The organism is Polynucleobacter brandtiae, from assembly GCF_002797575.1.
GTDB classification, from domain to species: Bacteria; Pseudomonadota; Gammaproteobacteria; order Burkholderiales; family Burkholderiaceae; genus Polynucleobacter; species Polynucleobacter brandtiae.
Genome location: NZ_PGTX01000003.1, coordinates 281,686 through 308,112, shown reverse-complemented (window position 1 = coordinate 308,112; position 26,427 = coordinate 281,686). Strand labels below are relative to the sequence as shown.

At 45.9% G+C, this 26,427-nt stretch carries 30 protein-coding genes; 19 read left to right on the top strand and 11 right to left on the bottom strand.

The window, feature by feature from the left end:
• Positions 1 to 4: 4 nt before the first annotated feature.
• Positions 5 to 178 (bottom strand): DUF1289 domain-containing protein, encoded by a 174-nt coding sequence (locus B0G85_RS07620; RefSeq protein WP_100379847.1) that lies wholly within the window; start codon positions 176 to 178, stop codon positions 5 to 7.
• 69 nt (positions 179 to 247) lie between these two features.
• Here B0G85_RS07620 and B0G85_RS07615 point away from each other — a divergent pair, with 69 nt between their 5' ends.
• Entirely contained in the window at positions 248 to 1,327 is a 1,080-nt protein-coding gene (locus B0G85_RS07615) for an MBL fold metallo-hydrolase (protein ID WP_100379846.1), read from the top strand.
• On the opposite strand, the gene B0G85_RS07610 is transcribed toward B0G85_RS07615, so the two are convergent.
• The gene (locus B0G85_RS07610) at positions 1,251 to 1,700 is read right to left on the bottom strand and encodes a PhaM family polyhydroxyalkanoate granule multifunctional regulatory protein (RefSeq protein WP_100379845.1); all 450 of its coding nucleotides are present in this window, start codon (positions 1,698 to 1,700) and stop codon (positions 1,251 to 1,253) included. The genes B0G85_RS07615 and B0G85_RS07610 overlap by 77 nt on opposite strands.
• Before the next feature lie 75 nt (positions 1,701 to 1,775).
• Here B0G85_RS07610 and B0G85_RS07605 point away from each other — a divergent pair, with 75 nt between their 5' ends.
• Both B0G85_RS07605 and metH read left to right on the top strand, forming a co-directional pair.
• Positions 1,776 to 2,834 (top strand): homocysteine S-methyltransferase family protein, encoded by a 1,059-nt coding sequence (locus tag B0G85_RS07605; RefSeq protein ID WP_100379844.1) that lies wholly within the window; start codon positions 1,776 to 1,778, stop codon positions 2,832 to 2,834.
• A 2-nt stretch (positions 2,835 to 2,836) separates the two neighbouring features.
• Positions 2,837 to 5,590 carry a methionine synthase gene (metH, locus tag B0G85_RS07600; protein WP_100379843.1) on the top strand — a complete coding sequence of 918 codons (2,754 nt, stop codon included), beginning with the start codon at positions 2,837 to 2,839 and terminating at the stop codon, positions 5,588 to 5,590.
• A gap of 28 nt (positions 5,591 to 5,618) precedes the next feature.
• Here metH and B0G85_RS07595 read toward each other — a convergent pair whose 3' ends face one another.
• Positions 5,619 to 5,936, bottom strand: coding sequence for a DUF1840 domain-containing protein (locus tag B0G85_RS07595; protein WP_100379951.1), 318 nt, complete (start codon positions 5,934 to 5,936; stop codon positions 5,619 to 5,621).
• 35 nt (positions 5,937 to 5,971) lie between these two features.
• On the opposite strand from B0G85_RS07595, the gene argS reads away from it, so the two are divergent.
• The 3 genes from argS (at position 5,972) to B0G85_RS07580 (ending at position 9,039) form a co-directional block, all read left to right on the top strand.
• Complete coding sequence (gene argS, locus B0G85_RS07590) at positions 5,972 to 7,717, top strand: arginine--tRNA ligase (RefSeq protein ID WP_100379842.1); 1,746 nt, start codon at positions 5,972 to 5,974, stop codon at positions 7,715 to 7,717.
• Between the two features lie 72 nt (positions 7,718 to 7,789).
• Positions 7,790 to 8,386, top strand: a complete 597-nt coding sequence (locus B0G85_RS07585) for an SPOR domain-containing protein (protein WP_232725986.1) — start codon at positions 7,790 to 7,792, stop codon at positions 8,384 to 8,386.
• On the top strand, positions 8,383 to 9,039 hold the full coding sequence (locus B0G85_RS07580) for a thiol:disulfide interchange protein DsbA/DsbL (protein ID WP_100379840.1): 657 nt from the start codon (positions 8,383 to 8,385) through the stop codon (positions 9,037 to 9,039). The genes B0G85_RS07585 and B0G85_RS07580 overlap by 4 nt, the downstream gene beginning before the upstream one ends.
• 24 nt (positions 9,040 to 9,063) lie before the next feature.
• On the opposite strand, the gene B0G85_RS07575 is transcribed toward B0G85_RS07580, so the two are convergent.
• Genes B0G85_RS07575 through B0G85_RS07555 form a run of 5 tightly spaced genes read right to left on the bottom strand, consistent with a single transcriptional unit; the run spans position 9,064 to position 13,866 of the window.
• Positions 9,064 to 9,837, bottom strand: a complete 774-nt coding sequence (locus tag B0G85_RS07575; RefSeq protein ID WP_100379839.1) for an SDR family NAD(P)-dependent oxidoreductase — start codon at positions 9,835 to 9,837, stop codon at positions 9,064 to 9,066.
• Positions 9,834 to 11,129: an SAM-dependent methyltransferase gene (locus B0G85_RS07570; protein WP_100379838.1), complete on the bottom strand. Its 1,296-nt coding sequence runs from the start codon at positions 11,127 to 11,129 to the stop codon at positions 9,834 to 9,836. The genes B0G85_RS07575 and B0G85_RS07570 overlap by 4 nt, the downstream gene beginning before the upstream one ends.
• Positions 11,126 to 11,911: a DUF1365 domain-containing protein gene (locus B0G85_RS07565; RefSeq protein WP_100379837.1), complete on the bottom strand. Its 786-nt coding sequence runs from the start codon at positions 11,909 to 11,911 to the stop codon at positions 11,126 to 11,128. The genes B0G85_RS07570 and B0G85_RS07565 overlap by 4 nt, the downstream gene beginning before the upstream one ends.
• Positions 11,912 to 13,300 carry an NAD(P)/FAD-dependent oxidoreductase gene (locus B0G85_RS07560; RefSeq protein WP_100379836.1) on the bottom strand — a complete coding sequence of 463 codons (1,389 nt, stop codon included), beginning with the start codon at positions 13,298 to 13,300 and terminating at the stop codon, positions 11,912 to 11,914. It lies immediately after the preceding gene.
• On the bottom strand, positions 13,300 to 13,866 hold the full coding sequence (locus tag B0G85_RS07555; RefSeq protein ID WP_100379835.1) for a glutathione peroxidase: 567 nt from the start codon (positions 13,864 to 13,866) through the stop codon (positions 13,300 to 13,302). The genes B0G85_RS07560 and B0G85_RS07555 overlap by 1 nt, the downstream gene beginning before the upstream one ends.
• A 98-nt stretch (positions 13,867 to 13,964) precedes the next feature.
• Here B0G85_RS07555 and rfaE2 point away from each other — a divergent pair, with 98 nt between their 5' ends.
• Positions 13,965 to 14,456 (top strand): D-glycero-beta-D-manno-heptose 1-phosphate adenylyltransferase, encoded by a 492-nt coding sequence (gene rfaE2 / locus B0G85_RS07550; RefSeq protein WP_100379834.1) that lies wholly within the window; start codon positions 13,965 to 13,967, stop codon positions 14,454 to 14,456.
• A gap of 43 nt (positions 14,457 to 14,499) precedes the next feature.
• Here the strand turns inward: rfaE2 and B0G85_RS07545 are convergent, their stop codons facing one another.
• Together B0G85_RS07545 and B0G85_RS07540 are read right to left on the bottom strand one after the other, a co-directional pair.
• A complete protein-coding gene (locus B0G85_RS07545) occupies positions 14,500 to 15,321 on the bottom strand; it encodes a type III pantothenate kinase (protein ID WP_100379833.1) in 822 nt (273 codons plus the stop codon).
• A gap of 2 nt (positions 15,322 to 15,323) precedes the next feature.
• Positions 15,324 to 16,118: a biotin--[acetyl-CoA-carboxylase] ligase gene (locus B0G85_RS07540; protein WP_100379832.1), complete on the bottom strand. Its 795-nt coding sequence runs from the start codon at positions 16,116 to 16,118 to the stop codon at positions 15,324 to 15,326.
• A gap of 37 nt (positions 16,119 to 16,155) precedes the next feature.
• Between B0G85_RS07540 and B0G85_RS07535 the strand changes: the two genes are divergently transcribed.
• Genes B0G85_RS07535 through B0G85_RS07505 form a run of 7 tightly spaced genes read left to right on the top strand, consistent with a single transcriptional unit; the run spans position 16,156 to position 20,847 of the window.
• Positions 16,156 to 17,250, top strand: coding sequence for a VanZ family protein (locus tag B0G85_RS07535; RefSeq protein WP_100379831.1), 1,095 nt, complete (start codon positions 16,156 to 16,158; stop codon positions 17,248 to 17,250).
• 12 nt (positions 17,251 to 17,262) lie between these two features.
• Positions 17,263 to 17,571, top strand: coding sequence for a (2Fe-2S) ferredoxin domain-containing protein (locus B0G85_RS07530; protein ID WP_100379830.1), 309 nt, complete (start codon positions 17,263 to 17,265; stop codon positions 17,569 to 17,571).
• 21 nt (positions 17,572 to 17,592) lie between these two features.
• Complete coding sequence (locus tag B0G85_RS07525) at positions 17,593 to 18,312, top strand: alpha/beta hydrolase (protein ID WP_100379829.1); 720 nt, start codon at positions 17,593 to 17,595, stop codon at positions 18,310 to 18,312.
• A 27-nt stretch (positions 18,313 to 18,339) separates the two neighbouring features.
• The gene (locus B0G85_RS07520; protein WP_100379828.1) at positions 18,340 to 18,606 is read left to right on the top strand and encodes a DUF493 family protein; all 267 of its coding nucleotides are present in this window, start codon (positions 18,340 to 18,342) and stop codon (positions 18,604 to 18,606) included.
• Positions 18,607 to 18,615: 9 nt separating this feature from the next.
• Complete coding sequence (gene lipB, locus B0G85_RS07515; protein WP_100379827.1) at positions 18,616 to 19,260, top strand: lipoyl(octanoyl) transferase LipB; 645 nt, start codon at positions 18,616 to 18,618, stop codon at positions 19,258 to 19,260.
• A complete protein-coding gene (lipA, locus tag B0G85_RS07510; RefSeq protein WP_100379826.1) occupies positions 19,257 to 20,267 on the top strand; it encodes a lipoyl synthase in 1,011 nt (336 codons plus the stop codon). The genes lipB and lipA overlap by 4 nt, the downstream gene beginning before the upstream one ends.
• A complete protein-coding gene (locus B0G85_RS07505) occupies positions 20,230 to 20,847 on the top strand; it encodes a hypothetical protein (RefSeq protein WP_232725985.1) in 618 nt (205 codons plus the stop codon). The genes lipA and B0G85_RS07505 overlap by 38 nt, the downstream gene beginning before the upstream one ends.
• A gap of 14 nt (positions 20,848 to 20,861) precedes the next feature.
• On the opposite strand, the gene B0G85_RS07500 is transcribed toward B0G85_RS07505, so the two are convergent.
• Positions 20,862 to 21,116 carry an accessory factor UbiK family protein gene (locus B0G85_RS07500; protein ID WP_100379824.1) on the bottom strand — a complete coding sequence of 85 codons (255 nt, stop codon included), beginning with the start codon at positions 21,114 to 21,116 and terminating at the stop codon, positions 20,862 to 20,864.
• Between the two features lie 260 nt (positions 21,117 to 21,376).
• Between B0G85_RS07500 and B0G85_RS07495 the strand changes: the two genes are divergently transcribed.
• The 5 genes from B0G85_RS07495 (at position 21,377) to gshB (ending at position 26,425) form a co-directional block, all read left to right on the top strand.
• Complete coding sequence (locus tag B0G85_RS07495) at positions 21,377 to 22,210, top strand: TorF family putative porin (RefSeq protein ID WP_100379823.1); 834 nt, start codon at positions 21,377 to 21,379, stop codon at positions 22,208 to 22,210.
• A gap of 25 nt (positions 22,211 to 22,235) precedes the next feature.
• Entirely contained in the window at positions 22,236 to 22,574 is a 339-nt protein-coding gene (locus B0G85_RS07490) for a P-II family nitrogen regulator (RefSeq protein ID WP_100379822.1), read from the top strand.
• A gap of 13 nt (positions 22,575 to 22,587) precedes the next feature.
• Positions 22,588 to 24,042, top strand: coding sequence for an ammonium transporter (locus B0G85_RS07485; protein WP_100379821.1), 1,455 nt, complete (start codon positions 22,588 to 22,590; stop codon positions 24,040 to 24,042).
• Positions 24,043 to 24,146: 104 nt separating this feature from the next.
• A complete protein-coding gene (gshA, locus tag B0G85_RS07480; RefSeq protein ID WP_100379820.1) occupies positions 24,147 to 25,445 on the top strand; it encodes a glutamate--cysteine ligase in 1,299 nt (432 codons plus the stop codon).
• A 38-nt stretch (positions 25,446 to 25,483) separates the two neighbouring features.
• Complete coding sequence (gshB, locus tag B0G85_RS07475; protein WP_100379819.1) at positions 25,484 to 26,425, top strand: glutathione synthase; 942 nt, start codon at positions 25,484 to 25,486, stop codon at positions 26,423 to 26,425.
• Positions 26,426 to 26,427 lie beyond the last annotated feature (2 nt).

The following is a 26,427-nucleotide window of genomic DNA, read 5'->3' as shown; positions in this document are numbered from 1 at the left end:
CGGACTAGCCGGCTTGGGATTTGCGAACCTTTAAGGTTTCCCAGACCCCAAGCTTCTCTGAATCGGATAGATTGGACCAATCAGCAATTTCTGCAAGCGTGCGAAAACAGCCAAAACAGTAACCATTTGCTGGATCGATATCACACCAGTTGATGCAGGGCGATGAAGTTGTTGTCACAATATTTTCAGTAAAAAGAGATGAGATTGAAAATGAAAGAAAAAAGAACAGAACGGCTAGATATCCCTCATGAATAAATCTTCACAAGTCAATACTGAAATCCATTATCCCTTAGTAGAAGCCCTCCCGGAGATTGGCAGCACAATAGAGCTGGCACCTGGTGTGCGCTGGCTACGCATGCGTCTTCCATTTGCCTTGGACCATATTAATTTGTGGCTCTTGCGCGATGTATTTGAAGGGGTTGAGGGCTGGACGATTGTGGACTGCGGTATTTCTAATGATGAAACCCAAGCTGCTTGGGAGCAAATTTTTGCAACACAATTAGATGGCTTACCGATTGTGCGGGTGATTGTGACCCATATGCATCCAGATCATATTGGTCTTGCGCAGTGGCTTTGTGAAAAATGGCAGGTCCCTATGTGGATCTCGATGACGGATTACTTGACTGCGCAGTGGCTCAGTCATAAAGAGGGTGGCGCTTCTGTAGGTGCTAGGGCTGGTGGCGGGGGCTCTGCTGATCATTTTCAGAAACATGGATTAAGTGCACCTGAAGATTTAGAAAAAATTCGGGCGCGCTCTAGTTATTACAGCAATATGGTGCCAGGCGTTCCGCGTCAGTATCGTCGTATTATTGATAACGAAAAGATCTGTATTGGTGGCCATGAGTGGCAAGTCATTATGGGGTTTGGTCATGCGCCGGAGCATGCCTCTTTATTTTGTAGCGCCTTAGGTGTCCTCATTTCTGGGGACATGTTGTTACCCCGCATTTCTACAAACGTGAGTGTCTATGATGCAGATCCGGATGCAGATCCCCTGGGTCTCTATCTCAGCTCGTTAGATCGATACCTACCTTTGCCAGACGACACTTTGGTATTGCCATCGCATGGCAAACCATTTACAGGAATGAAGCCACGTATCGCGCAGCTGAAAGCCCATCATGATGACCGCTTGGCAGAGACCATTGGTGCCTGTCACCTGCCGGCAACAGCTCGTGAGATCGTCCCAGTGTTATTTAAGCGAGAGCTCGATATTCACCAAATGACGTTTGCAATGGGCGAAGCAATCGCCCATCTTAATTACCTACTTCGTCGAGGTGTGTTGCATCGCCAGCTTTGCGAGGACGGCGTTTTGCGGTTTTCCGTGGCCTAGTTGTACTACTTGCTTTTGTAGCCCTGGCTCCTGAATCTTCAGTTGTTCCAGTGGCTGCAGCTGCCGAAGCCGAAACAGCATCTCCAAAAGATTTAAGTGCCATCATGGTGGCATGTTGAACTTCTAGGCCTTGGATAGTAGATTTCAGGATATTAAGGTTGAGGTTGAGCCAATTTTCGACGCTTTTGAGGTCTTTAATACGCTTCTCTAGCTCATCAGTATCTAGGCCGGGGAACGCAGCACCAAAGCCCCCAGCAGCCTTAGAGGCATCTGTAGTGAAGGGAAACTGACCTGGTTGACCAGCCGCTCCCTGACCCCACATGGTTTTAAGCATTTCAAGGCTTTGATTGAATTCGGGAATAGTTCCAAACATAGGTGGCTCCGGGTGAGATAAAAATAGCTTTTACCAATAGAATAAGAGATTCTAGAGAACAATTTCGGTCAAGCAATGCAATCTAATGGTTTATCCCAGTCTTATACTCGTGGCCAGGCACTTCCTGAGCTTCTAAAGCAGCGTATTCTGATTTTGGATGGCGCTATGGGCACGATGATTCAACAATATAAGTTGAGCGAGTCAGACTATCGTGGACTTCCTATTAGTCAACGTTTTGCCGACCATGCGAGCGATGTTAAGGGTAATAATGAATTATTGGTTCTGACCCAGTCCCACATTATCAGCAAGATTCATGAGCAGTATTTAGATGCTGGTGCGGACATTATTGAAACCAATACGTTTGGCGCAACCTCGGTAGCTCAAGAGGATTACAAAATGGCTGGCTTGGCACGAGAAATGAATATTATTTCTGCTCAATTAGCCCGGGCTGCATGTGAAAAATATAGTACACCCGATAAACCCCGTTTTGCTGCCGGAGCCATTGGGCCTACACCGAAGACGGCCAGTATTTCTCCGGATGTAAATGATCCAGGTGCGCGCAACGTCACCTTTGATGTATTACGTTCTTCATATCGCGAGCAGATCGAAGGACTGTTTGCTGGCGGTGTCGATTTATTTTTGGTTGAAACTATTTTTGATACCTTGAATGCAAAAGCCGCTTTATTTGCTTTGGATGAATTCTTTGAGGAAACAGGTGAGCGTTTGCCAGTCATGATTTCGGGAACGGTAACGGATGCCTCTGGACGGATTTTGTCTGGCCAAACAGTCGAGGCGTTTTGGAATAGCTTACGTCATATCAAGCCGCTGACTTTTGGATTGAACTGTGCTTTAGGGGCTGCACTGATGCGCCCTTATATCGCCGAACTCGCGCGCATCTGCGATGCCGCAGTTTCTTGCTATCCAAATGCGGGCTTGCCTAACCCGATGAGTGACACCGGTTTTGATGAGACGCCTGACATTACTTCAAGTTTGGTTGATGGATTTGCAAAAGATGGCCTTGTTAATCTCGTTGGTGGATGCTGTGGAACGACGCCTGATCATATTCGTGCGATTGCACAAGCAGTTGCTAAGCGTAAGCCCCGCGTTTTCTATCGTGAGAGTGTGGAGGCGTGAGCATGAGCAATCAAAAAAATAAATCAGCAATACCTTCAATGAGACTCTCTGGATTAGAGTCATTTAATGTCACAGGGGATTTGCGTTTCGTCAATATTGGGGAGCGCACAAACGTCACCGGATCTAAAGCTTTCTCCCGTATGATTTTAAATAATCAATTTGACGAAGCCTTGGCGGTGGCAAGACAGCAGGTCGAAAATGGCGCTCAAATTATTGATATCAATATGGATGAAGCGATGTTGGATTCAGAAGCGGCAATGAGTCGCTTCTTAAACCTGATCGCCTCTGAGCCCGACATTGCACGGGTTCCCATCATGATCGATTCCTCAAAGTGGAGCGTAATTGAAGCTGGCCTGAAGTGTGTTCAAGGTAAGCCGATTGTGAATTCTATCTCCCTAAAAGAGGGTGAAGAGTCTTTCAGAAAGCAGGCGCGCTTAATTCGTCGTTACGGCGCTGCTAGTGTCGTCATGGCATTTGATGAGGCAGGTCAAGCGGATACGTTTAAGCGCAAGACCGAAATTTGCCAGCGTTGTTATGAGATTTTGGTTAATGAGCTTGATTTCCCAGCTGAAGATATTATTTTTGATCCCAACATCTTTGCGATTGCTACCGGCATTGAAGAGCACGATAACTATGCAGTAGATTTTATAAATGCTACGCGCTGGATTAAAGAAAATCTTCCCGGTGCCAAAGTCAGTGGCGGTGTATCAAATGTGAGTTTCTCATTCCGCGGTAATGATCGTGTGCGTGAGGCTATTCATACTGTGTTCCTGTATCACGCCATTCAGGCGGGTATGGATATGGGGATTGTCAATGCAGGTCAACTCGGGGTGTACGCTGACTTAGACTCAGATTTGCGAGAGCGGGTTGAGGATGTTGTTCTGAATCGCTTTAAGGAAAAAGAGGGCAAAACGCCAACTGAGCGATTACTCGATATTGCTGACCAATTTAAAGGCGGTGGCGCTAAACAAGTAGAGAACTTGGTTTGGCGTGAATCTGCAGTACGTGATCGTTTGACTCATGCCCTAGTCCATGGCATTACAAACTTTATCGAAGAAGATACAGAAGAGTTACGCGCCCAAATTATGGGTTCTGGTGGTAGGCCAATTGAGGTAATCGAAGGCCCACTCATGGATGGCATGAATGTCGTTGGTGATTTATTTGGCGAGGGAAAGATGTTCTTGCCGCAGGTTGTCAAAAGTGCGCGCGTCATGAAGCAGGCTGTGGCAATTTTGATTCCTTATATCGAAGAAGAAAAGCGCTTACATATTGCCTCAGGCGGAGAAGCTAAAGCTAAAGGCAAGATTGTGATGGCCACGGTTAAGGGCGATGTGCACGATATTGGTAAAAATATTGTGACGGTGGTGCTGCAATGTAATAACTTTGAAGTTGCCAATATGGGCGTAATGGTTCCCTGTGCAGAAATCTTAAAGCGCGCTAAAGAAGAGAAGGCGGATATCGTTGGTTTGTCGGGTTTGATTACCCCCTCACTTGAAGAAATGACTTATGTTGCGCAAGAAATGCAACGCGATGATTATTTCCGTGAGCGTCAAATTCCCTTGATGATTGGTGGCGCGACAACTTCACGTGTGCACACCGCTGTGAAGATTGCCCCACACTATGATGGTCCAGTAGTTTATGTGCCAGATGCTTCCCGATCTGTATCTGTGGCATCGAGCCTACTGTCGGATGAAGGCTCAAAGAAGTTTGTTCAAGATTTGAGAGATGATTACGTTCGTATTCGTGAACAACATGCAAATAAAAAGGCAGCGCCAACGATTTCTCTGGAGGCTGCACGTAAGAATCGGGAATTAATTGATTGGGCAAATTATGTGCCTGAGAAACCGAAGTTTATTGGTCGCCGTATTTTCAAGAATTTTGCTCTTAGCGACATCGCAAAATATATTGACTGGACTCCTTTCTTTCAAACTTGGGATTTAGCCGGAAAGTTTCCAGCGATTCTGGACGATGAGATTGTTGGGGTTGAGTCGCGTAAGGTATTTGAAGATGCCAAGGTGTTATTAGATAAGCTGATCAAGGGGCAATGGATACAGGCTGACGCTGTCGTTGCTTTCTATCCTGCCAATACTGTCGGCGACGACATCGTTTTGTATAGCGATGAAGCTCGTGAGCATCCGCTATTTGTATGGCATAACTTACGCCAGCAAGGTGAGCGTCCGATAGTCGATGGGGTACGCCGCCCTAATCGATGTTTGGCAGACTATGTGGCTCCAAAAGATTCACGGGTTGCGGATTATCTAGGTTGCTTTGCAGTCACTACTGGCCACGGCGTGGAGAAGAAAGTTGCAGAGTTTCAGGCAAAGCACGATGACTATAGTGCCATTATGTTAAAGGCCTTGGCAGATCGTCTGGCTGAAGCGTTTGCGGAGTTAATGCACCATCGCGTACGCACTGATCTATGGGGTTATGCAACGGATGAGTTATTGACTAATGATCAGATGATCGATGAGCAATATCGCGGTATACGTCCCGCACCCGGCTACCCTGCTTGTCCAGCACATGAGGTAAAGCAAGATTTATTGCGCGTCATCGGGTCCGAAGATATCGGAATGACCTTAACCGAGTCTATGGCAATGAATCCAGCATCTAGTGTGAGCGGTTTTTACTTGGCTCACCCAGAAGCCCGTTATTTCAATGTGGGCAAGGTTTCTGCTGATCAGGTTGAAGATATGGCGAAGCGCAGAGGCGAAGATGTTCAGGATATTCGTCGTCAATTGGCGAGTTTGATCGATTAAATCAGGGGTGATGCCGGCGCGATATTTTCTAAACGCCCCACATCACTGGCTCATCTTTTGCTTTAGCTTGTTTCATGAGCTCTAGAAAAGGATAGGCTCGTTGGCCTAGTCGGTCTACCAGTTTTGGCCTCTCGCCGCCCTCTTGGCTTCTTAAATCCTGTTGGGCGCGATCTTCCAGGTCTTTTAGGATGGCAGTTTCTAATAAACTGATCAGGGAGGGTAGCTGCTCTGCTGTCAGAATTCCCCTAGACTCAAGTGGGCGATTCAAGACATCAAATATGCGCTGACTGAGGTCAGCCAGCATGATGACATCTGGACCTGCCTTTGAGCGAAATTTATAGATCATTTCCATAGCTTACCACCTGATAAACTCATTGAACTATGCTGTTAACTAATAAAAATCATTTAATTGAGATGCTCAGTGCGGTACTTCAGGGCTTGGCCCAGGAGCGCAACTTAGCAGATACACCCCAACCCCGCCTGGAGCGCCCTAAGGCAGTGGATCATGGCGATGTCGCATGTAATATTGCACTTCAGCTATCGAAGGCGTGGAAGCTAAATCCAAGAGAGTTGGCTCAAGCCATTGTTGAGCGTTTGCAACAGCAGGCTGGATATGCCGACCTTATCACTAGTTGCGAGATCGCTGGCCCAGGATTTATTAATTTTCGTCTAACGAATGCTGCCAAAACAACAGTGATTCAAGAAATCCTGACAGCAGGCCCTGCATTTGGGCGGGTGATGCCAGGCATCACTCCAGTCAGCAAAGCGATGATTGAGTTTGTTTCCGCTAATCCAACGGGGCCATTGCATGTTGGCCATGGTCGCCAAGCGGCACTCGGTGATGCGCTAGCCAATGTACTGTCTACGCAGGGAGTTGATGTGCATCGTGAGTTTTATTACAACGATGCAGGTGTACAGATCGCAAATCTAGCCCTTTCGGTGCAGGCGCGTTTAAATGGTTTAAAGCCAACGGATCCGGGTTGGCCAGAGCAAGCTTATAACGGCGAATATATTGCGGAGATTGCCGTTGCATATCAAGCCTCACCAGCTTATCGTGATGACTTAACAGATGCAAATAAGGTTGAGGCAATTCGAGAATTTGCAGTAGCTTATTTGCGTAATGAGCAAGATATTGATTTACAAACTTTTGGCGTGAAGTTTGATTGCTACTATTTAGAATCTTCTTTATATACCGATGGCAGTGTTGCTCAAATTGTGGATGATCTACAGAGTATCGGTAAGACTTATGAATCCGAGGGCGCCCTCTGGCTCAAAACAACGGATGATGGTGATGATAAAGACCGTGTGATGCGCAAGTCTGATGGCAGCTTTACCTACTTTGTGCCTGATGTGGCGTACCACACCAGTAAGTGGCAACGTGGCTTTGAGAAGGTGATCAATGTGCAGGGCAGTGACCACCATGGCACTATTGCTCGTGTGCGCTCAGGATTGCAGGGCGTAGCAAAAAAACGCGAGTGGGATATTCCAAAAACGTACCCAGATTATGTCTTGCATAAGATGGTGACGGTAATGCGTAACGGTGAGGAAGTAAAAATTTCTAAGCGCGCAGGATCTTACGTGACTGTGCGTGATTTGGTGGAGTGGTCTGGTGGCATTACTCCAGAAATGACGACTAGTGAGCGTGAGCTCGCATTGCAACGGGGAAGAGATGCTGTTCGATTCTTTTTGATTTCTCGTAAAGCGGATACCGAGTTCATATTTGATATTGATTTGGCCCTTCAGCAAAATGATGAAAACCCTGTTTTTTATGTGCAATATGCGCATGCACGGATTTGCTCTATTTTGAACCAATGGGGCGGACAACTATCGGACCTTAAAGCCGCAGACCTCTCTTTGTTGCAAAGTAAGGCTTCGGATCATTTGTTACGGCGTTTAGCTGAATATCCAGAAATGCTCACAGATGCAGCTGCAGATTTAGCACCACATGCCTTAGCATTTTATTTACGTGACTTAGCAGGTGATTTCCATACTTTTTATAGCGCAGATCGAGTGCTGGTTGATGATCCTGCGTTAAAGCTAGCTCGCTTGGCTTTACTATCGGCCACTCGCCAAGTCTTAGAGAATGGTTTAAAACTACTGGGCGTCTCTGCTCCAGCTAAGATGTAAGCTATACGAATAAAAGAACAGTGAGAGTCATACGCAGTGCAATATATGAAGGATAGATACGCGATGAAAAAAATGAATCTACAGACAAATGTATCGAGTTCAGAATACGGCGGTACTATTCTGGGTTTTATTCTGGGTCTAGGTGCTGGCTTAGGAATTGCATTTGTGATTGCCTTTTATCTCTCTAAGAACACGCCCCAGGAGCGTCCCGGTATTCGTGCTCCGAATCTGCCGTTAACTATTAAGTCTGGCGTAGTCCCCGCCGATGGAGAGGCCGCCCCTATTGCTGAGCCCCTTGATCTGAACAGGCCACTTCAAGGTAAGTCATCTGCGCCTGCTGCAAATGCACCAGATCCGATTGGTGATCTTGCAAATGGTAAGAGGCCTGCAGATGCCAATACTGCACCTGCTGCACCTGCCGCTAAAGCAGATGCAATTTATTTTCTACAAGTAGGCGCATTTAATAAGCGCGCTGACGCAGATGCACAAAAAGCGAACCTAGCCATTCAGGGTATTCAATCCCAACTCAGCGAAGTCAGTAGTGAGGGCAACACCTTGTGGCGTGTTCGCGTCGGTCCTTACAATAGTATTGACGAAAGTAATCCGGTGCGTGATAAGTTGACTGGCATCGGCATTAAACCAACTATCATTAAAGCTAGCAAATCATGATCTCTTTTTCTAAACGTGCTTTTCTTGCATTCACAGCAGTAGTGTTGACGGGCTCTTTCCCCGGTTTGATAAACGCCCAGAGCGCTAAGATCGAGGAGGGGTTTGACTACCGCATTCTTCCCGTAGCTCAGCCGGTGGAGACGCAGGGAAAGGTCGAGGTCATTGAATTTTTTTGGTATGGCTGCCCACATTGTTTTGATTTTGAGCCGGAGTTAAGCGCATGGGTAAAGCGCCAGCCTAAAGATGTTATCTTCAGAAGAGTTCCGGTTGCCTTCCGCGATGACTTTATGCCGCATAGCCAGTTGTTCTATGCCCTAGAGGCTATGGGCAAAGGCGATGCTATGAATGAAAAAGTCATGTATGCCATGCATAAGGAAAATAAGCGCCTCCTAACTGAAAGCGAGATCGCAGACTGGGTAACTACCCAAGGCATAGATCGCAATACTTTTTTGGCCACGTATCGCTCATTTGCTGTAGTTTCCAAAGCGCGCGCTGCAAGGCAGTTAGCAGAAACCTATCGTATTGATGGTGTACCGACTATTGTGATGCAGGGGCGTTACGTGACTTCACCTTCTATTGCCGGCACTAAGGCAAAGGCTATTGTTGTTATGGATTATTTGGAGATCTTGATTCGTAAAAACAAGTACAAATAGGTTACGTTTTGTAGTGCGCAGTTCTTATATTCTGACGAAGCGCCTGACAAACCAGAAATAAAGTGGATACGGCAAAATTCTAAGGAATTTCAGAAAACCTGAAAATCGTTTAGGAAAGTGAATATCGAATTTTCCAGCGGAAATGCCTGCCAGTATTTCAGTAGCGGCTTCTTCGGCGGTAATTAGTGCCGGCATTTCAAAATCATTTTGTGCGGTAGCTTCAGTTGCAACAAACCCTGGTGAAATCATGTGTACGCTGACACCTTCGGGGAGTAAATCGTAATATAGGGTTTCACAGAAGTTGATGATTCCTGCTTTGCTGGGGCCATAGGCCAGGGCCTTTGGTAACCCGCTATAGCCAGCGACACTACCTACAATAGCAATATGGCCAGAGTGGTTTTTGAGCATATCAGGCAGTACACAAGCTACTGCACGCATGGGGCCTAATAGATTGGCATCTACAGTTTGTCGTGCCAGTTCAAAATCAAAATTGTCAGCACGCAAAGGGGTATAGACTCCAGAAACAAACAATAGCAAATCTATGCCACCCCATTGCGCAGCAATAGCTTGATAGGCAGAATTGATCTGTGCAGTATCGGTGATGTCTACTGGCACGACCAAGGTGATTCCTTGTACCGAGTTTTCTAGTGCAGTGAGGCGCTCTTTGCGGCGGGCAGAAATAGCAACCTTAGCTCCCGCATTCGATAGGGCTCTAGCACAGGCTTCTCCTATTCCGCTCGATGCACCAATGATCCAAATTCGTTGATTAGCAAAGCTTTCAAAGCCGTTTTGTTTCATGGAGTCAGTGCCTTTGTAGTGGAGGTGGAGGATTGATGGCTGAGGGTAAATTGCACGACATCAATACTCTTCTCAGAAAATCCTGCAGCACAATACATGAGGTAGAAATTCCAGAGGCGAACAAAGGTCTCATCAAAGCCAAGCTGATAAATGGCCTCTATTTTTTCATTGAAGCTGTCTCTCCAGATGCACAGGGTTCTGGCGTAGTCGGCTCCAAAAGCAAACTCTGCCTCTACAACCAGCCCAGCACTTGCCGCCGCTGCTTCAAACTTAGCACGTGAAGGAAGCATGCCACCAGGAAAAACATATTGCTGAATAAAGTCGGTACTGTTGCGATAGCGCTCGAATAGCTCTTCGGCAATCACAATAGTTTGAATGCATGCCTTGCCACCTTGCTTTAGACGTCGGGAGATCATCTTAAAGTATTCGCCCCAATGCGCCTCCCCAACAGCCTCAAACATTTCAACAGAGGCAATACCATCAAACTCCTCTGAGCAATCACGATAATCTTGCAAGCGAACTTCAAATTGCGCTGTATTTCCTATTTCAGATTGAACCTGACGAAGGCGATTGTCCGAAAATGCTTTTTGTTCAGTCGATAGAGTTAGGCCGGTAATACTATTACCGTTACGAAGAGCTTCCTCCATTACGCCGCCCCACCCACAACCAACCTCTAGTAGGCGATCGCCGGGTATGGCATCGATTGATTCAAGAATACGCCCAATCTTTGCGCGCTGAGCATCCAATAAAGTCTGATGATTACTATCTGAAAACCAGGCGCTTGAATAGCTCATAGTAGGATCAAGCCACAGGGTATAAAACGCATTCCCTAAATCGTAGTGCGCATGAATATTTTTCTTACTGCCAGATTTTGAGTTATCGCGCAACCAATGTTTTAAGCGATAGATTAAAGAGCCAAACCAGCTGCCATAAATGACTTTCTCTAATGTATTTCGATTGCGGATCGCTAGCTCAAGGAGGGCCTTGAGATCTGGCGTGTTCCATTGACCCCGAATATAGCTTTCAGCAAAACCAATATCACCATGAGATAAGACTTGCTTAAAAACAGACCAATCTAATATCTGCATTTCTGCCTGTAGTTCATCACTACGATTACCAAATTCTTTTACTTCATTATTAGGTAGGGTGAGTACGAGATATCCACTACTCAATTTCCCCAATAGACTAAAAATTGCCTCAGAGCTAAAGCGGTGTTGCTGTGCTGGCGACGCTCGTTTTGATTGACGGGAAAAACTGAGACGAGATAAGAGGGATTGACCGGGGCGATTCATCGTGTGACTTCAAGTTCAGGAGGTTTTGGTTTGGAGTGGAAGGGGACACCTTTGGACCATAATTTTAATGCTTGCCAATGAATGCGTCCAATGACTCCTAAGCTCATCAGGGGAAAGCGTAGGAAAGCTAAATAGAGGGCAGCTTTACTCAAAGGTCGAGATATGCCACTGATGCTGGTGTTAATCAGGGGAAGGCCATCTTCATGTAACTCAATTCGACAAACAATATTGCTTTGAGAGCGACTATCTTGGGGGAATAAAAAGCGAAAGTGGTATTCGCCTCGCACATCACAAAATGGGGATACGTGAAAAACCTTTTTACTAATGAGCGTTTGGCCAGATTGAATGGATTTCCCGGAGTCATGGTGAAGGAGGTAGCAATGTCGCTCCCCAAAAGTGTTGTTCACTTCGGCTAATACCGCTCGAACTTGACCATTCTTTTTGGTACAGATCCAAAAACTCACAGGGTTAAATACGTAACCCAAGACTCTTGGAAAAGTTTGCAACCAAATCTCACCATCAACGTCATCGATGCGATTGTCTTGAAGGGTTTTTTCGATCCACTGGAGGCTATCGTTACCCCCAATGCCATGATCTTTATCGAAAAATGAAAATAGCCTAAATCGATTATCACCTAGACCATGTTTGCTGAGTATTGTTACGTCAGCCTTCCTGGTGCGCATGGGAATGGACAGGGTAAAAACACCATAAGCAAATACATTTTTTGCAGGACGAAAGCGTCGATGCTGAACTGCTCCAAAGTTGATCGTTGCTACATGCATTTACTGGGTATCTTGAATTAAATTGGAGTGCACTGGGTGACGAATGCTTTCCATTAGGTCCTTAGCGACAAGCTCGCCTGAGCGTAAACCATCCTCATGAAAACCAAAGCCCGTCCAAGCGCCGCAATACCAGATAGAGGCATTTCCTTGAATTAAAGGCAACTCTTTTTGCGCCTGTACTGCCTGCATATCAAATACCGGATGAGAGTAATGGATTTCTTCATGCACCAGTTTTGGGTCAGGATTGGTGAGTGGATTTAAGCTCACAATAATCTGAGTATTTTTGAGCTGATCTGGAAGTGGTTGCAAGCGATTAATAAGATAGTTAACGCTGACATGTTGCTGCGCAGTTGGGGACGCACCTGCTTTGGCCGTGTAATTCCAGGCAGCCCAGCAACGCTGATTTTTTGGCAGAAAGCGAATATCTGTGTGCAAAATAGCGCGATTCTTTTGATATGGAATGGCTGACAAAATATTGCGAGCAGTCTGATCAATTCCATGAACCAACTCTAACGCTTGATCACTATGGCAGGCCATGATGACTTCGTCAAACCAGGCGCTTCCAGAGGGGCCAATGACTTCAACCGGCGCATTCTCTGTTTGGCTGGCATTAACGCGACTAATCGACTGTCGCACTATTTTGACGTGATGTTTTTCTAATGCAGCCACGAGAAGCTTTACATACTCACGTGATCCACCCCTGACGGTGAGCCATTGAGGCCGATTCTGAATTTGTAGGAGACCATGGTTATGACAAAAGCGCACCATCGTTCGAATTGGGAACTCTAGCATCTGCTCTACAGAGCATGACCAGATTGCGCCAATCATGGGTAAAAAGTAATTCTCTTTAAAACTTGTACTAAAGCGATTGCGATTTAAGAAATCATGGATTCGTTCATCGGGTTCAGCATATTCATGGTCTGATGAAATTTGCTTTTCTGCTAATTGGGTTGCCATGCGATTAAAGCGCAGGATGTCGTAAGCCATCCTCCAAAAAGAGGGCGATAGCAGATTGGATCGTTGTCCAAAGAAAGAATTGAGATCGTTACCGGCCCACTCAATCTGATGATCAGCACCATTTTTTTCTTTGGCATCAATGGATACAGAAAAAGACATCTCGGATGGTGCAATCGGTACTTTAATTTCCTCAAATAGGCGAACTAAGCGTGGATAAGTTTTTCTATTAAATACTAGAAACCCTGTATCTACTCCATGAGTAATATGGCCTTCATTCGTTTCCATTGAAAAGTCCACAGTATTACTATGTCCCCCAATATGACCTCCACCCTCAAAGATAGTAATGTCTAAATCGGGATGTTGTCTTAATGCATAGGCGCAACCTAAACCAGAGATGCCTGCGCCAATAATGGCTACTTTTTTCTTACCCACTAAATTTTTTCTCCAAGGAGTTTTTCAACTTTGGCAGTTACCGTGCTACTGCTAGGATTAGTCATACTGCCGTAAGAATCTACGACGTTACCATTACGGTCAATGAGGTATTTATAAAAGTTCCACTTTGGCGTCGTCCCTGTTTTTGCGATTAACATTTTAAAGAGTGGATTTGGATTATTTCCACTTACTGAACTTTTGGCAAACATCGGAAATTTGACATCGTAGGTATTTTTGCAAAAAGCAGCAATATCTTTATTGCTACCGGGTTCTTGCTGACCAAAATCATTTGATGGAAAACCAAGAACGACGAGACCCCGATCCTTATATTTTGCGTATAACTTCTCTAAGTCCTCGTACTGGCTTGTAAATCCACAAAAACTAGCTGTGTTGACTACCAGCACGACTTTACCTTGGTACTGGCATAGATTCTGCGGTGCTTCATCCTGGAGCCTCGGAAAGGTATGGGATAAAAGGGGGCTGCAGCTTGGGGCTGCCTGAGCAAATTCTATGAAGGGAACAAGCAAAAGGGCGGCTAAAACATAGCGCACTAAGTGGTGAATCATCAGGAGCCTTGAGGATGAGCGGGGTTATCCGAATACTCAAGTCTAAGACATTCTGGCAAATATCGTTGGGGTTTCCTCAATACTATTAATATGGCGTTATGACCTCATTATCTCCGCCTGTATTCGAGTCCAAAGTTTGTGCTTTGGTAGACCTCGATAACCGTATTGCAGCATTACCAAGACCTATCGTACTTACCAATGGTGTCTTCGATATCCTGCATCGTGGACATGCCAGTTATTTGGCTCAAGCGAGGGCACTGGGCGCAAGCTTGGTAGTGGGTGTGAATTCGGATATTTCCGTAAAAATGCTGGGTAAAGGGGATGATCGGCCGATCAATACTGAAGCAGATCGCCAGGCTCTCTTGGCTGCTCTTGCTAGTGTGGATTTAACGATATTGTTCACGGAGCAGACCCCCGTAAGCCTGATCGAAAAAATACGACCTGATATTTATGTCAAAGGCGGGGACTATGAAATCGATACCCTAGAAGAGGCGAAACTCGTCAAATCCTGGGGTGGTATCGCAATTGCGATTCCATTTTTGTATGAACGCTCTACCACAACGTTGCTAGGTAAAATCCGCAGTGCGTAGCCCCTGGCTGTGTTTAAATCTAGAGAATAACTGTAGAGAATAGCTAAAGATTTCGCAATAGCCAAGCCCAGAGGCCTCGCAGAACCAGACCTTCGATAGGCTCAACGGGTAACTCTGCTAATTCTGAATCCCGTTTAATGCTGCTGGCCAAAATTTTGGCGTTGCCACCATCTAGCCAAATCCGTTCAACGGGGTGATTTAATTCTTTTGCTAGCTGACATGCGCGCACAATTGCACCTATTTGAGCCGCATCGCAGCCATCAATAATGGCTTGATCGGTGTTGGTCGCAAAGCTAGCTTGAGCTGATGAGAGATTTTGGCGAACAGCTAATGGTAATTGTGCGGTATTGCTTTGGAGGCTCTCTTGCATCAAGCTTAAGCCTGGCAGTATCCAGCCTCCATAATGCATTCCGTTCCCACCAAGCAAATCAATGGTAGTTGCGGTTCCTGTATTAACAACCAGCGTATTAACATTGGACAAAGCCCTCGCACCAATCAGGGCTGCCCAGCGATCTGCACCTAGTTTGTGGGGCTCTTGATAGTGCGTGCGCATGCCCTCGTAAGGGCTGTCACCAGTGAGTTGCCGCCACTGTAGATCTGCCCACTGTGGAAAAAGGGATTGGAGGTTTTCTAGGATGGCATGGCCGGCTACACAGCAAAAGCCGATGGCATCGGGTTTAGGCAAGGTCTTAGCAATGTAATCAGATAACTCTGCACGGAGTTCTGCCGACTGCAATGATTTTGTAAGAATAGATCCGGAGTAGGCCCACAGTTTTTTATTGCGATCAGCAGTGTTTTGGGTAGACTCTACTGCAGCCCACTTCAGGCGTGTATTGCCAATATCAAATAATAAATAGAGACTCATCGTTACATTCGTAAAGAAACATCACCAGCATGAATGGCAATGTTTTGGTGTGGTTGGTTTAAGAGCAATGCACCGGAGGAATCTACGCCAGAAGCAATGCCATGCTGCGTTTGTGTGCCTGCTCCGGAGATATAAACAGCCTGGCCACGAAAAGCGTCCCAACGTTCCCAGGCATCTTTAAATTGAGTAAAGCCAGATTGCTCAAATTCAGTAAGGTACTTCTCAAAGGAGTCGATCATTTTGAGCCAAATAAATTCAATATCAGGAATAGAGGCTTCCTTAGAAACGAGCTGTTCTAGTGCAGCAGCGCCAAAGGCCGATTGCCCTTCAAGTTGTTGTTGCAACGCGGTTTCATTTTGAATATTTAAACCTATGCCAATAATCATCCACGTTGGGGAGCTCGGATTAACTTGCCCCCCCTCAATGAGGATGCCGCCAAGTTTGGCGTTATTGAGCAATAAATCATTGGGCCATTTGAGTCTGAGCCCTTGATCGAAGAGGGCATTTTCCGTTGTGCCTAGCGCTGCCGCAATGCCATTAATGACGCACAAGCCAATCACTAGGCTGAGGCCGCTTAATGCATGCGGACGACATGAAAATGGGTAGGCGAGTGAAAAACACAGCGTATCTTCTGCTTGAGCGATCCAGACCCTACCAGCCCTACCCTTACCAGCAGTTTGTTGGTGGGCTATCCTGGCGACAGGTTGCTTAAGCGTGCCAGCACGCCAACGAGTCAATAAATCATCATTAGTGGATTGGGTGGTAGCAACACGCTCAAGTAGGCAATTCCAGCTCATTTCTCTATTGTAGAAAGGTCTGCCCTAGAATTGGGGAATGAATCAGGAAGACCAGCGTCCTCGTAAATTTGTTTGGCCACTCCAGGCTATGCCTTTGGCCAGGGTTATTAGCCTAGGCTACGGGTTTCTGATCTTTTATCTCACTTTGACCCCTTTTGATTTCAACTTTCAAAATGGAATCAGTGTTTTGGCATGGCTAGAGGCTCCCTTGCCTCGCTTTATTACACTTTTTGATGTTTCGGTCAATATTTTGGCCTACATTCCATTGGGCTTTATGTTGGTTCTTGCTTGCTACCCGCGTTGGCGCAATTTTGTTGCTCTAGGCATCGCTTTAATTATCAGTGCCATTTTGAGTTTTAGCGCTGAATCGCTGCAAACTTGGCTGCCAACCCGTATTCCAAGTCAAATGGATTGGTGGGCGAATGTATTGGGAGGGTTGCTGGGTGGCTTACTAGCCATTCCTTTGGGTCCCCAGTGGCTATCTGGTAGCGCCATTCGCCGTCGTTTTGACCAATGGTTTGGAGTGAACTGGGCGGCCTGTGCCTTATTTTTATTATTTCCCTGGTCGCAGATCTATCCCCAAAGCTCTTGGTTAGGTACGGGGGTCTGGGGGCATGCCATATTTGCCTCGGTAGATTGGGGAACGATGGTGATTAATCACGTCATTCAGGAATCAATCATTACCGCCTTGTGTTGGCTCGGTACTGGTTTATTGCTTTCCATGGGGATGCGCCCCAAAGCGCCTCAGTGGAATATATTGAACGGCCTACTTTGCTTAACAGTACTAATGAAGGTCATTTTTACGACACTGCAATTTGGGGTCGAATTGAGTTTTTTGTGGCTAACGGCAGGTGCAATTTGGGGAATGATTCTGGGTAGTATTTTGTTGAGATGGGCACTACTTTTATCAAAGGGAAGTAAATTCTGGCTCACGATTCTTTGCTTGCTGAGCGCCACATTAGCGATTAATTTTTTACCTGACAATCCTTACTTTATTTTGACTCTTAGACACTGGTATCAAGGACGGCTAATACACTTTAACGAACTGATGCAGTGGGTTTCAGTGGTATGGTTACCATTAGCCCTGTTTTGGGTTATTCGCAATACATTTGCAGTTCAATTAAAACCTTGATCGATATCTTTTATGAGCTTTCAGCACCATCTTTTTTTCTGCCTCAATGATCGTAGCAACGGTGAGGACTGTTGTGATCGACACAATGCATTTGCGTTATTTAAATATGCGAAAGATCGCGTAAAAGAGCTCGGACTCTCTGGCCCCGGAAAAATACGTGTGAATAAAGCGGGTTGCCTTGATCGCTGTGCTGATGGGCCGGTGATGGTGGTGTATCCGGAAGGTATTTGGTATACCTTTATTGATACCGAAGATATCGAAGAAATTATTCAGTCCCATCTAATTCAGAATCGCCCCGTCGAGCGACTTCAATTAGCTTAGTTGAGTACAGAAAGTGAATTCATGAACAGTCGTACTAAAGTCATTCATATCGATGGTGTTGTTGGTCAAATAGAAATATCGATTGACTTGCCAGATGAGCTAAAAAATAACCCTGATTTTGCTTTAAGAGGGTTAGCCTTAGTGGCGCATCCCCATCCCTTAATGGGTGGCACTATGGACAATAAGGTGGCACAAACAATGGCGCGCGCCTTTAACCAATTGGGTTATGTGAGTGTGCGTCCTAACTTTCGTGGCGTGGGCGCTAGCGCTGGCGTGCATGATCATGGCGCTGGTGAGATGGAAGATCTCCTCTACATCACTGATTGGATGCGTACCGCCTCAAGCTGGGCTGCCACTGAGGCAACGGCACAGCAGGCCTGGGTCGCTCATGCAAATACCCTTCCCTTGGTAGTTTCCGGTTTTTCATTCGGTAGTTTTGTGGGTACACACTTGGTTCAAAAGCTATCTGAGCTTGGCCGTCCAGCAGAACGCTTAGTCATGGTGGGTAGTGCAGCCGGTAAGTGGGAGCTAGCTCCTGTACCAGCAGATACGATGTTGATCCATGGTGAAGTTGATGAAACTATCCCCTTGATTGATGTTTTTGATTGGGCGCGACCACAAGAGCTAACTGTTCAGGTAGTGCCCGGCGCAGATCATTTTTTTCATCGTCGTTTACATTGCATTCGCAATATCATCACAAGTGCCTGGTTGGGAATGCCAGACTATCGTAAAACTCAATAAAACCCAAACAGAAAGATAGATCAGATCATGGCTGAAGAAAAATCATTAATTGAATACCCATCTGAATTTCCAATTAAGGTGATGGGAAAAGTCAATCCAGATTACTTGCCGGCAATCTTATATATTGCACATCAGTTTGACCCCACTTTTGATGAAAATAAAGTTGAGCAAAGGCCATCTAAAGACGGGAACTATTTAGGGATCACCTTGCCTATTACGGCTACTAGTCGTGAGCAATTAGATGAGCTCTACCGCACGCTTTCTACCCATCCACTAGTGAGCGTTGTTCTCTAACTTATTGGTATGAGTATTTTAGTAAGGCATCTTGGATTGGTTGATTATGAAACGACGTATCAGGCGATGCGTGATTTCACACAAGGGCGTGACAGCAACACTCCAGATGAAATCTGGGTACTAGAGCACCCCCCTGTTTTTACCTTAGGCTTGGCGGGTGACCCCAGTAATTTGCATGATCCCAGTAGCCATATTCCCTTGGTGCAGGTTGATCGAGGTGGAGAAATTACCTACCATGGGCCTGGACAGATTGTGGTCTACCTCCTGCTAGATTTAAGGCGTCTAGGATTATTTGTAAAAGAGCTGGTTTCCCGAATTGAGCAATCCTTGATTGATACCCTCACTGATTTTGCTATTCAGGCAGAAAGGCATCCTGGCGCCCCTGGAATTTATATTGCGCAAAACAGTGCTGTTGCACTTGAATACCGAGGCACTAAAATTGCTGCTTTAGGGCTCAAGATCTCAAAAGGATGCTCCTATCATGGCCTGGCTCTCAATGTAGCTACCGATCTAGGGGCTTTTGCACGCATCCACCCTTGTGGTTATGAGGGCTTACGGACAATAGACATGCAAACGCTTGGGATCAAGGACAATAAGGGTACGATTAGCCAAACCCTCATAGGGCATTTGCAAAAGCAATTGATTTCAATATGACCATTATTAAGCCCGAACTCGAACTTGTTGCCAACGTGCGACAGGACCTTAATTACGACGCTACGCGCAAGCAAAAGTCCGCTGAAAAAACGGCGCGCATTCCCATCAAGATTATTCCTTTGCATGAAGTGCTGAAGAAGCCAGACTGGATTCGGGTAAAGGCTGCCTCAGGAAACTCACGTTTTAATGAAATTAAAAAGATCCTGCGTGAGAATGAATTAGTTACCGTTTGCGAAGAAGCGAGCTGCCCTAATATTGGTGAATGCTTTGGTAAGGGCACCGCTACTTTCATGATCATGGGCGATAAATGTACACGTCGTTGCCCATTTTGTGATGTTGGGCACGGTAGACCAGATCCCTTGGATACAAGAGAGCCTGCTAATTTAGCGCGCACAATTGCTGCCCTTAAGTTAAATTATGTTGTGATCACTAGTGTGGATCGAGATGATCTGCGTGATGGTGGAGCGATGCATTATGTAGATTGCATTTCTCAATCTAGAGCGCTATCCCCCAATACTCGCATTGAGGTTTTGGTTCCCGATTTCCGTGGACGTCTGGATAAAGCATTAGATATTTTTAGTGAACATGCCCCGGCGGGTTTGCCTGATGTGATGAATCACAATTTAGAGACAGTGCCTCGTTTATATAAAGAGGCTCGGCCAGGTGCAGACTACGGCCACTCTTTAAAACTCTTAAAAGACTTTAAGGAACGCTTTCCGCATATCCCAACCAAGAGTGGTTTGATGGTGGGTTTGGGTGAAACCGATGAAGAGATCTTGGCAGTGATGCGCGATATGCGTGAGCACCAGATTGATATGCTCACGATTGGCCAATATTTGGCGCCCTCAGGGCACCACCTTCCAGTCAGACGTTATGTGCATCCAGATGTTTTCAAGCATTTTGAAACAGAGGCATATGCCATGGGCTTCTCGCATGCTGCAGTGGGCGCGATGGTGCGCTCTAGTTACCATGCAGATCAACAGGCGCATGGAGTGGGAATTGGCTAAGCGGGTTGCTAGCTACGTAGTTGCATTACTGGCAGCAACTTTTTTTCTGACAGCTTGTAGCCCAAAGTTAGATTGGCGTACGGTACAGTCTCCCCAAGAAAATTACAGCGCATTATTTCCTGGGAAACCAGAGAAGTTAGATCGCAAAATTCCCTATCAGGGCCGTGAGATCCCACAAACTCTAGAAGCAGTGAAAGTTGACGATGATATTTATTCAGTCAGTGCGACACAGCTGAATCAAAATCAAGTTGAGTTTTTACCCAGTCTATTGGGGCAACTGCAAGATAACCTTTTTAAGAGGGCCAATGTCAATCTTGATAGCGCCGCCAGTGCCGATGCTTTTTATCAGACTGCCAGCCGTCAAAAAATCGCTATTAAAGATTACTTCTTAGAGTTTCCCTCTACCGGCGCAATCGAGACCTCAATGCGAGTTAGATGGATTACCAGAATGACCCCAGAGAGAGGGGCTTGGGTATATCAAATTTCGGTATTACATACGGCACCAGCAAGAGTTGAGCCAAAAAAGTTTTTCTCTGAAGAGGCTTATTTAAACTTCTTTGATGAGTTCCGCCCAGAATAGTCTTGCATCAAAACTTAAGACTTTTCTAGGGCAGCCACTTTAGCTTCAAGCGCTTCTAATTTTTCACGGGTTTTGGATAGTACGCGGGACTGCAATTCAAATTCTTCGCGAGTAACTAAATCCATTTTCTGAAAGCCCTGACTCATCATCGCGCGCACATTCTTTTCAATTTCCTGAGCAGGTGAATTCCGAATGGCATCGCCCACCTTATTCTGTACATTACTCGCAATACGCTGAATTTGTTCTAGGATTTCGCCTGGTTTTTGCATAACGCTGCCCGCCGTTCTATAAAGAGTTGCATAAAAGACACAAAAGCTATTTTAAGTTGGAACGCTCAAAAAGGCTTGAAGGCCCTTAAATAGATGAAATGAACATAAATTCACCAAAATAGTGCATAAAAGTGCTCTAAATGAGTGCATGTGCATCGTTAAGGGGAATATCGCCGAAGTGACGCATTCGTAAACCTTCATGATTCATGCATGCCTTTCAGCATTTATTTCTTTTTTACTTCAACAGCTAGGAGTTACACATGAAAACAATTCAAAAAACAGTAATTGCTTTAGCAGCCTCAAGCCTATTGGCAACAGCAGCTTTCGCACAATCAGCACCAGCTGCAGCACCTGAGGCTCCTGAAGTGAGCCCGATTACTGCTAACATTTCTTTAGTTAGCGATTACCGCTATCGTGGTATCTCACAGTCAAACTTAAGACCAGCTGTACAAGGCGGTTTTGACTATTCTCACGAGAGTGGTTTCTACATTGGTAACTGGAACAGCTCCATCACTTGGGTGAATAACTTAAACCCAGGAGTTTCTTCTGGTATCGAGATGGATTTTTATGCCGGTATTAAGAAAGAATTGATTGGCGAGGGTTTTGCATCTGATTTTGGTGTCTTGCAATACTACTATCCAACTAGTGGCAACTTTACAAGTCCAAGTGTTAACCCAAATACAACTGAGCTTTATGCTGCTCAGAACTATACATTTGGACCTGTAACTGGCTTCTTAAAACTTTCTTATGCAGTAACGAACACATTTGGTAATCAAAATAGCTCAGGATCATACTATCCGGATCTAACAGCTAACTACGATACCGGCATTTGGGGCTTAGCTTTGAATGGCCATGTTGGATATCAGTATATTGCTGGAACACCAGCTGGTACTACGGTATCAAACTCTAGCCTTTATAGCTATACCGATTGGAAGTTTGGTGTAACCAAGGACTTTGGCGGTGGCTTGTCTTTGGCGGCGGCATATATTGGAACCAATGCAAAGAAAAATGGTACTACCTATGCTTATGTCAGCCCAGCTGGAAAAAACTTAGGTGGCTCAACAGGCGTTGTTACCTTAACCAAGACTTTCTAATTCATTCCCCTAAACGGAGAAACACATGAAATTAATCACTGCAATCATCAAGCCCTTCAAGCTTGACGAAGTGCGCGAAGCTCTCTCGGAAGTGGGAGTTTCGGGCATCACCGTCACTGAAGTTAAAGGCTTCGGTCGTCAAAAAGGTCACACCGAGTTGTATCGCGGTGCTGAGTATGTTGTTGACTTTCTACCTAAGGTCAAAGTTGAGGCTGCTGTTGAAGATGGCATCTTGGAGCGAGCGATTGAAGCAATTGAAAAATCAGCTCGTACTGGCAAGATTGGTGACGGCAAGATTTTTGTCTCAACAGTTGAGCACGTCATTCGCATTCGCACCGGTGAAACCGGCGCGTCGGCACTTTAAAGAGAGGTTCAAAATGTTAACTTGGATGAAAAAACTGTTAGCCACAAGCGCAATAGCTTTAGCTATTGGCGCAGGCTCAATGTTGGTGGCCTCACCAGCTTTTGCTCAGCAAGCTGCAACTGCTGTTGCAGCGGCTGCAGCGGTAGCACCCGCATTGGTACCAAACAAGGCTGATACCGCTTGGGTATTGTTGTGTACCGCGTTGGTTATTCTGATGACATTGCCTGGTTTGGCATTGTTCTACGGTGGCTTAACACGTAGCAAAAATATTCTGTCAGTGCTGGTGCAGTGTATGTTTGGATTCTCCCTGATTACGGTGCTTTGGGCTATCTATGGATACAGCTTTGCATTTACTGAAGGTAGTGCATTCATCGGTGGACTAGATCGTCTGTTTTTGGCGGGTATTACTCCAGACTCAGTGGCCGCAACCTTTAGTAAAGGTATTGTGATTCCTGAATTTGTATTTATGGCATTCCAAGCAGCTTTTGCAACGATTACTTGCTGCCTCATCATTGGTTCATTTGCAGAGCGTGCGAAGTTTTCCGCAATCATTGTATTTATGATTATTTGGTTCACATTCAGCTATTTGCCAATTGCGCATATGGTCTGGTTCTGGCCTGGTCCTGATGACATCAAAGATGCTGCATCACTCGAGGCAATTACTGCTCGTGCTGGATGGTTGTGGCAGAAAGGTGTTCTCGACTTTGCTGGTGGTACCGTTGTTCACATCAATGCTGCGATTGCAGGCTTGGTTGGATCATTCATGGTTGGCAAACGTCTTGGTTACGGCAAAGAAGCAATGAAGCCACATAACTTAGTATTTGTAATGATTGGTGCTTCACTCTTGTGGTTTGGTTGGTTTGGTTTTAATGCAGGTTCTGCACTAGAGGCAAACGGCTCAGCTGCTTTAGCTTTCGTGAACACATTATTAGCAACTGCCGCCGCTGTCTTGGCTTGGTCATGTGCCGAGTGGGTTACAAAGGGCAAGCCATCCATGTTGGGCGGTGCATCAGGTTGCGTGGCTGGTTTAGTTGCGATTACACCTGCTGCTGGCTTTGTTGGCCCAATGGGTGCACTAGCGATTGGTGCTGCTGCTGGCGTAGTTTGTCTCTGGGGTGTTACGGGCCTTAAGAAGATGTTGGGTTCAGATGACAGCTTGGACGTATTTGGCGTGCACGGTGTAGGTGGTATCTTGGGTGCGATGTTGACTGGTGTTTTTGCTGACCCAGCCTTGGGCGGCACAGGTATCTGGGATTACGTAGCCAATGCTGCTGCTCCTGATTACTCAATTGCTAGCCAATTGTGGATTCAGAGTCAAGGTGTCATTACTACGGTGATTTGGTCTGGCGTGGTCTCCTTTATTGCCTTCAAATTGATCGATATCGTGATTGGTTTGCGCGTTAAGGAAGATGAAGAGCGCGAAGGCTTGGATATCAGTTCACATGGTGAGACTGCATACGAGTCCTAATTAGTAGATTGATCCCTCACTGGGCGACCTAGCTTGGTTGCCTAGTTTTTAAGCGCGGAATCCTCGGATTCCGCGCCTTTCTTTTAAAAATCTTACAATGGTGAATGGTCCCACATCTCATCACTGCCCTTAGCGGCCCCCTCTTCGAACTCGAGTCGAAGGTATTAGAAGCAACCCCTACGATCGAGCGCTGGTTTAGGCTGGAATGGCAAGAGCATACGCCGCCGTTTTACTGTTCTGTCGACTTGCGTAATGCGGGCTTTAAGCTTGCACCAGTTGATACCAATCTCTTCCCAGGCGGCTTTAACAATCTTTCGCCGCAAATGTTGCCCTTGGCGGTTCAGGCTGCAATGGCAGCGATTGAAAAGATTTGTCCTGAGGCAAAAAATTTACTATTGATACCAGAGCGACATACTCGAAATACATTCTATCTACAGAATATTGCGCGTCTGTCATCGATATTGCGACAAGCAGGACTCAATGTTCGATTGGGTACGCTATCTGATGAAATTAAGAAACCAACATGGATTGATTTGCCAGATGGCAATCGGCTGTTGATAGAGCCTTTATCTCGCCTAGGCCTAAAGAATCAGCGTCTTGGTTTGAAGGATTTTGACCCTTGCTCAATTTTGCTCAATAACGATTTATCTGCAGGCATTCCTCCTATCCTGGAAAATTTGCATGAGCAGTACCTTTTGCCAGGGCTTCATGCCGGTTGGCACATTCGTCGTAAGTCGGCCCATTTTGCTGCATATGATGAGGTTGCTAAAAAGTTTGCGAAGTTAGTAGATATTGATCCTTGGATGATTAATCCTTATTTTAATAGTTGTTCGAATGTGAACTTTCATGAGCGCAAGGGCGAAGAAGAGTTACAAACTGCGGTTGAGCAAATACTTAAAAAAACAGCCAAGAAATACCGTGAGTACGGTATTAAAGAAAAGCCGTATGTCGTGGTTAAGGCGGATGCTGGAACCTACGGTATGGGCGTGATGGTCGTAAATGACCCTGCTCAGCTCAAAGGCCTAAACCGCAAAGACCGTAATAAGATGAGCGTAGTGAAAGAGGGTCTCGAGGTCAGTGATGTATTAATTCAAGAGGGTGTCTATACCTTTGAGAAGGTCAATGAAGCGGTGGCTGAGCCAGTGGTGTATATGATTGACCGTTATGTTATTGGTGGCTTCTATCGCGTGCACACTGATCGCGGTCCCAACGAAAATCTCAACGCGCCTGGTATGCATTTTGTGCCGCTAGCATTTGAACAGAATTCGATACCTGATCTTGGTGCCAAGCCCGGTAGCGCTCCTCCAAATCGTTTTTATCTTTATGGCGTAGTGGCACGTTTAGCATTGCTAGCAGCTTCTTTAGAGCTCGAGCGGTCTGATCCTAACGCTGAATCTGCTTAATTTTTTATATTTAGATACTTAGATACCAAGATACCGAAATGGACCTACTTTTTATTGCTGATCCATTAGCGTCTTTTAAGGTTAATAAAGACTCAACCTTAGCCATGATGCGTGTGGCGCAAGAGGCAGGTCACCAATTGTGGTTTTGCGAAAGCCGTAATTTGCTGTGGAGAGGTAACTCAGTGGTTGCCGATTGTCAGTCACTTCAGATAAAACCAAGCAGTACGTCATGGTTTGAATTGGCGGCAATTGAGGGGCGCGCTCTCAATACTTTTGCGGCAGTGCTAATGCGCACGGACCCCCCTTTTGATATTGAATATTTAAATACGACCTGGTTATTATCTGCTGCGGTGCGACAGGGCGCCAGAGTCATGAATCATCCGCAAGCAGTACGTGATCATTCTGAAAAGCTTTCCATTACTGAGTTTCCCGAGCTCATTCCCCCAACTTTAGTAACGCGCGAGCTGAGTGCGATTAGTGCTTTTCATGAAGAGTACCGCGACATTGTGATTAAGCCCTTAGATGGCATGGGCGGCATGGGCATTTTTAGGGTGGGGCCAGACGGCTTGAACTTGGCTAGTATTGTTGAAACTTTGGGTGAGAATGGTGCTCGAACTTTGATGATCCAGCGCTTCTTGCCTGAGATTTCTCAAGGTGATAAGCGGGTTCTATTAATCGGTGGCGAAGTAGTCCCATTTTCTTTAGCGCGTATTCCACAAGGCAGTGAAATTCGCGGTAATTTAGCAGCTGGCGGTAAGGGTGTTGCAATGGCTTTGACAGAGCGTGAAAGAACGGTTGCAGAGCGTTTGGCACCTATACTGAATGAGCGGGGCTTATTTTTGGTGGGATTAGATTTAATTGGCGGGCAGGTCACCGAGATTAATGTAACGAGCCCTACTTGTTTTGTGGAAATTACCGAGCAGACTGGATTTGACGTCCCTCAGTTTTGGCTTAAAGCGCTTGAAAAGGCATTAAATTAAAC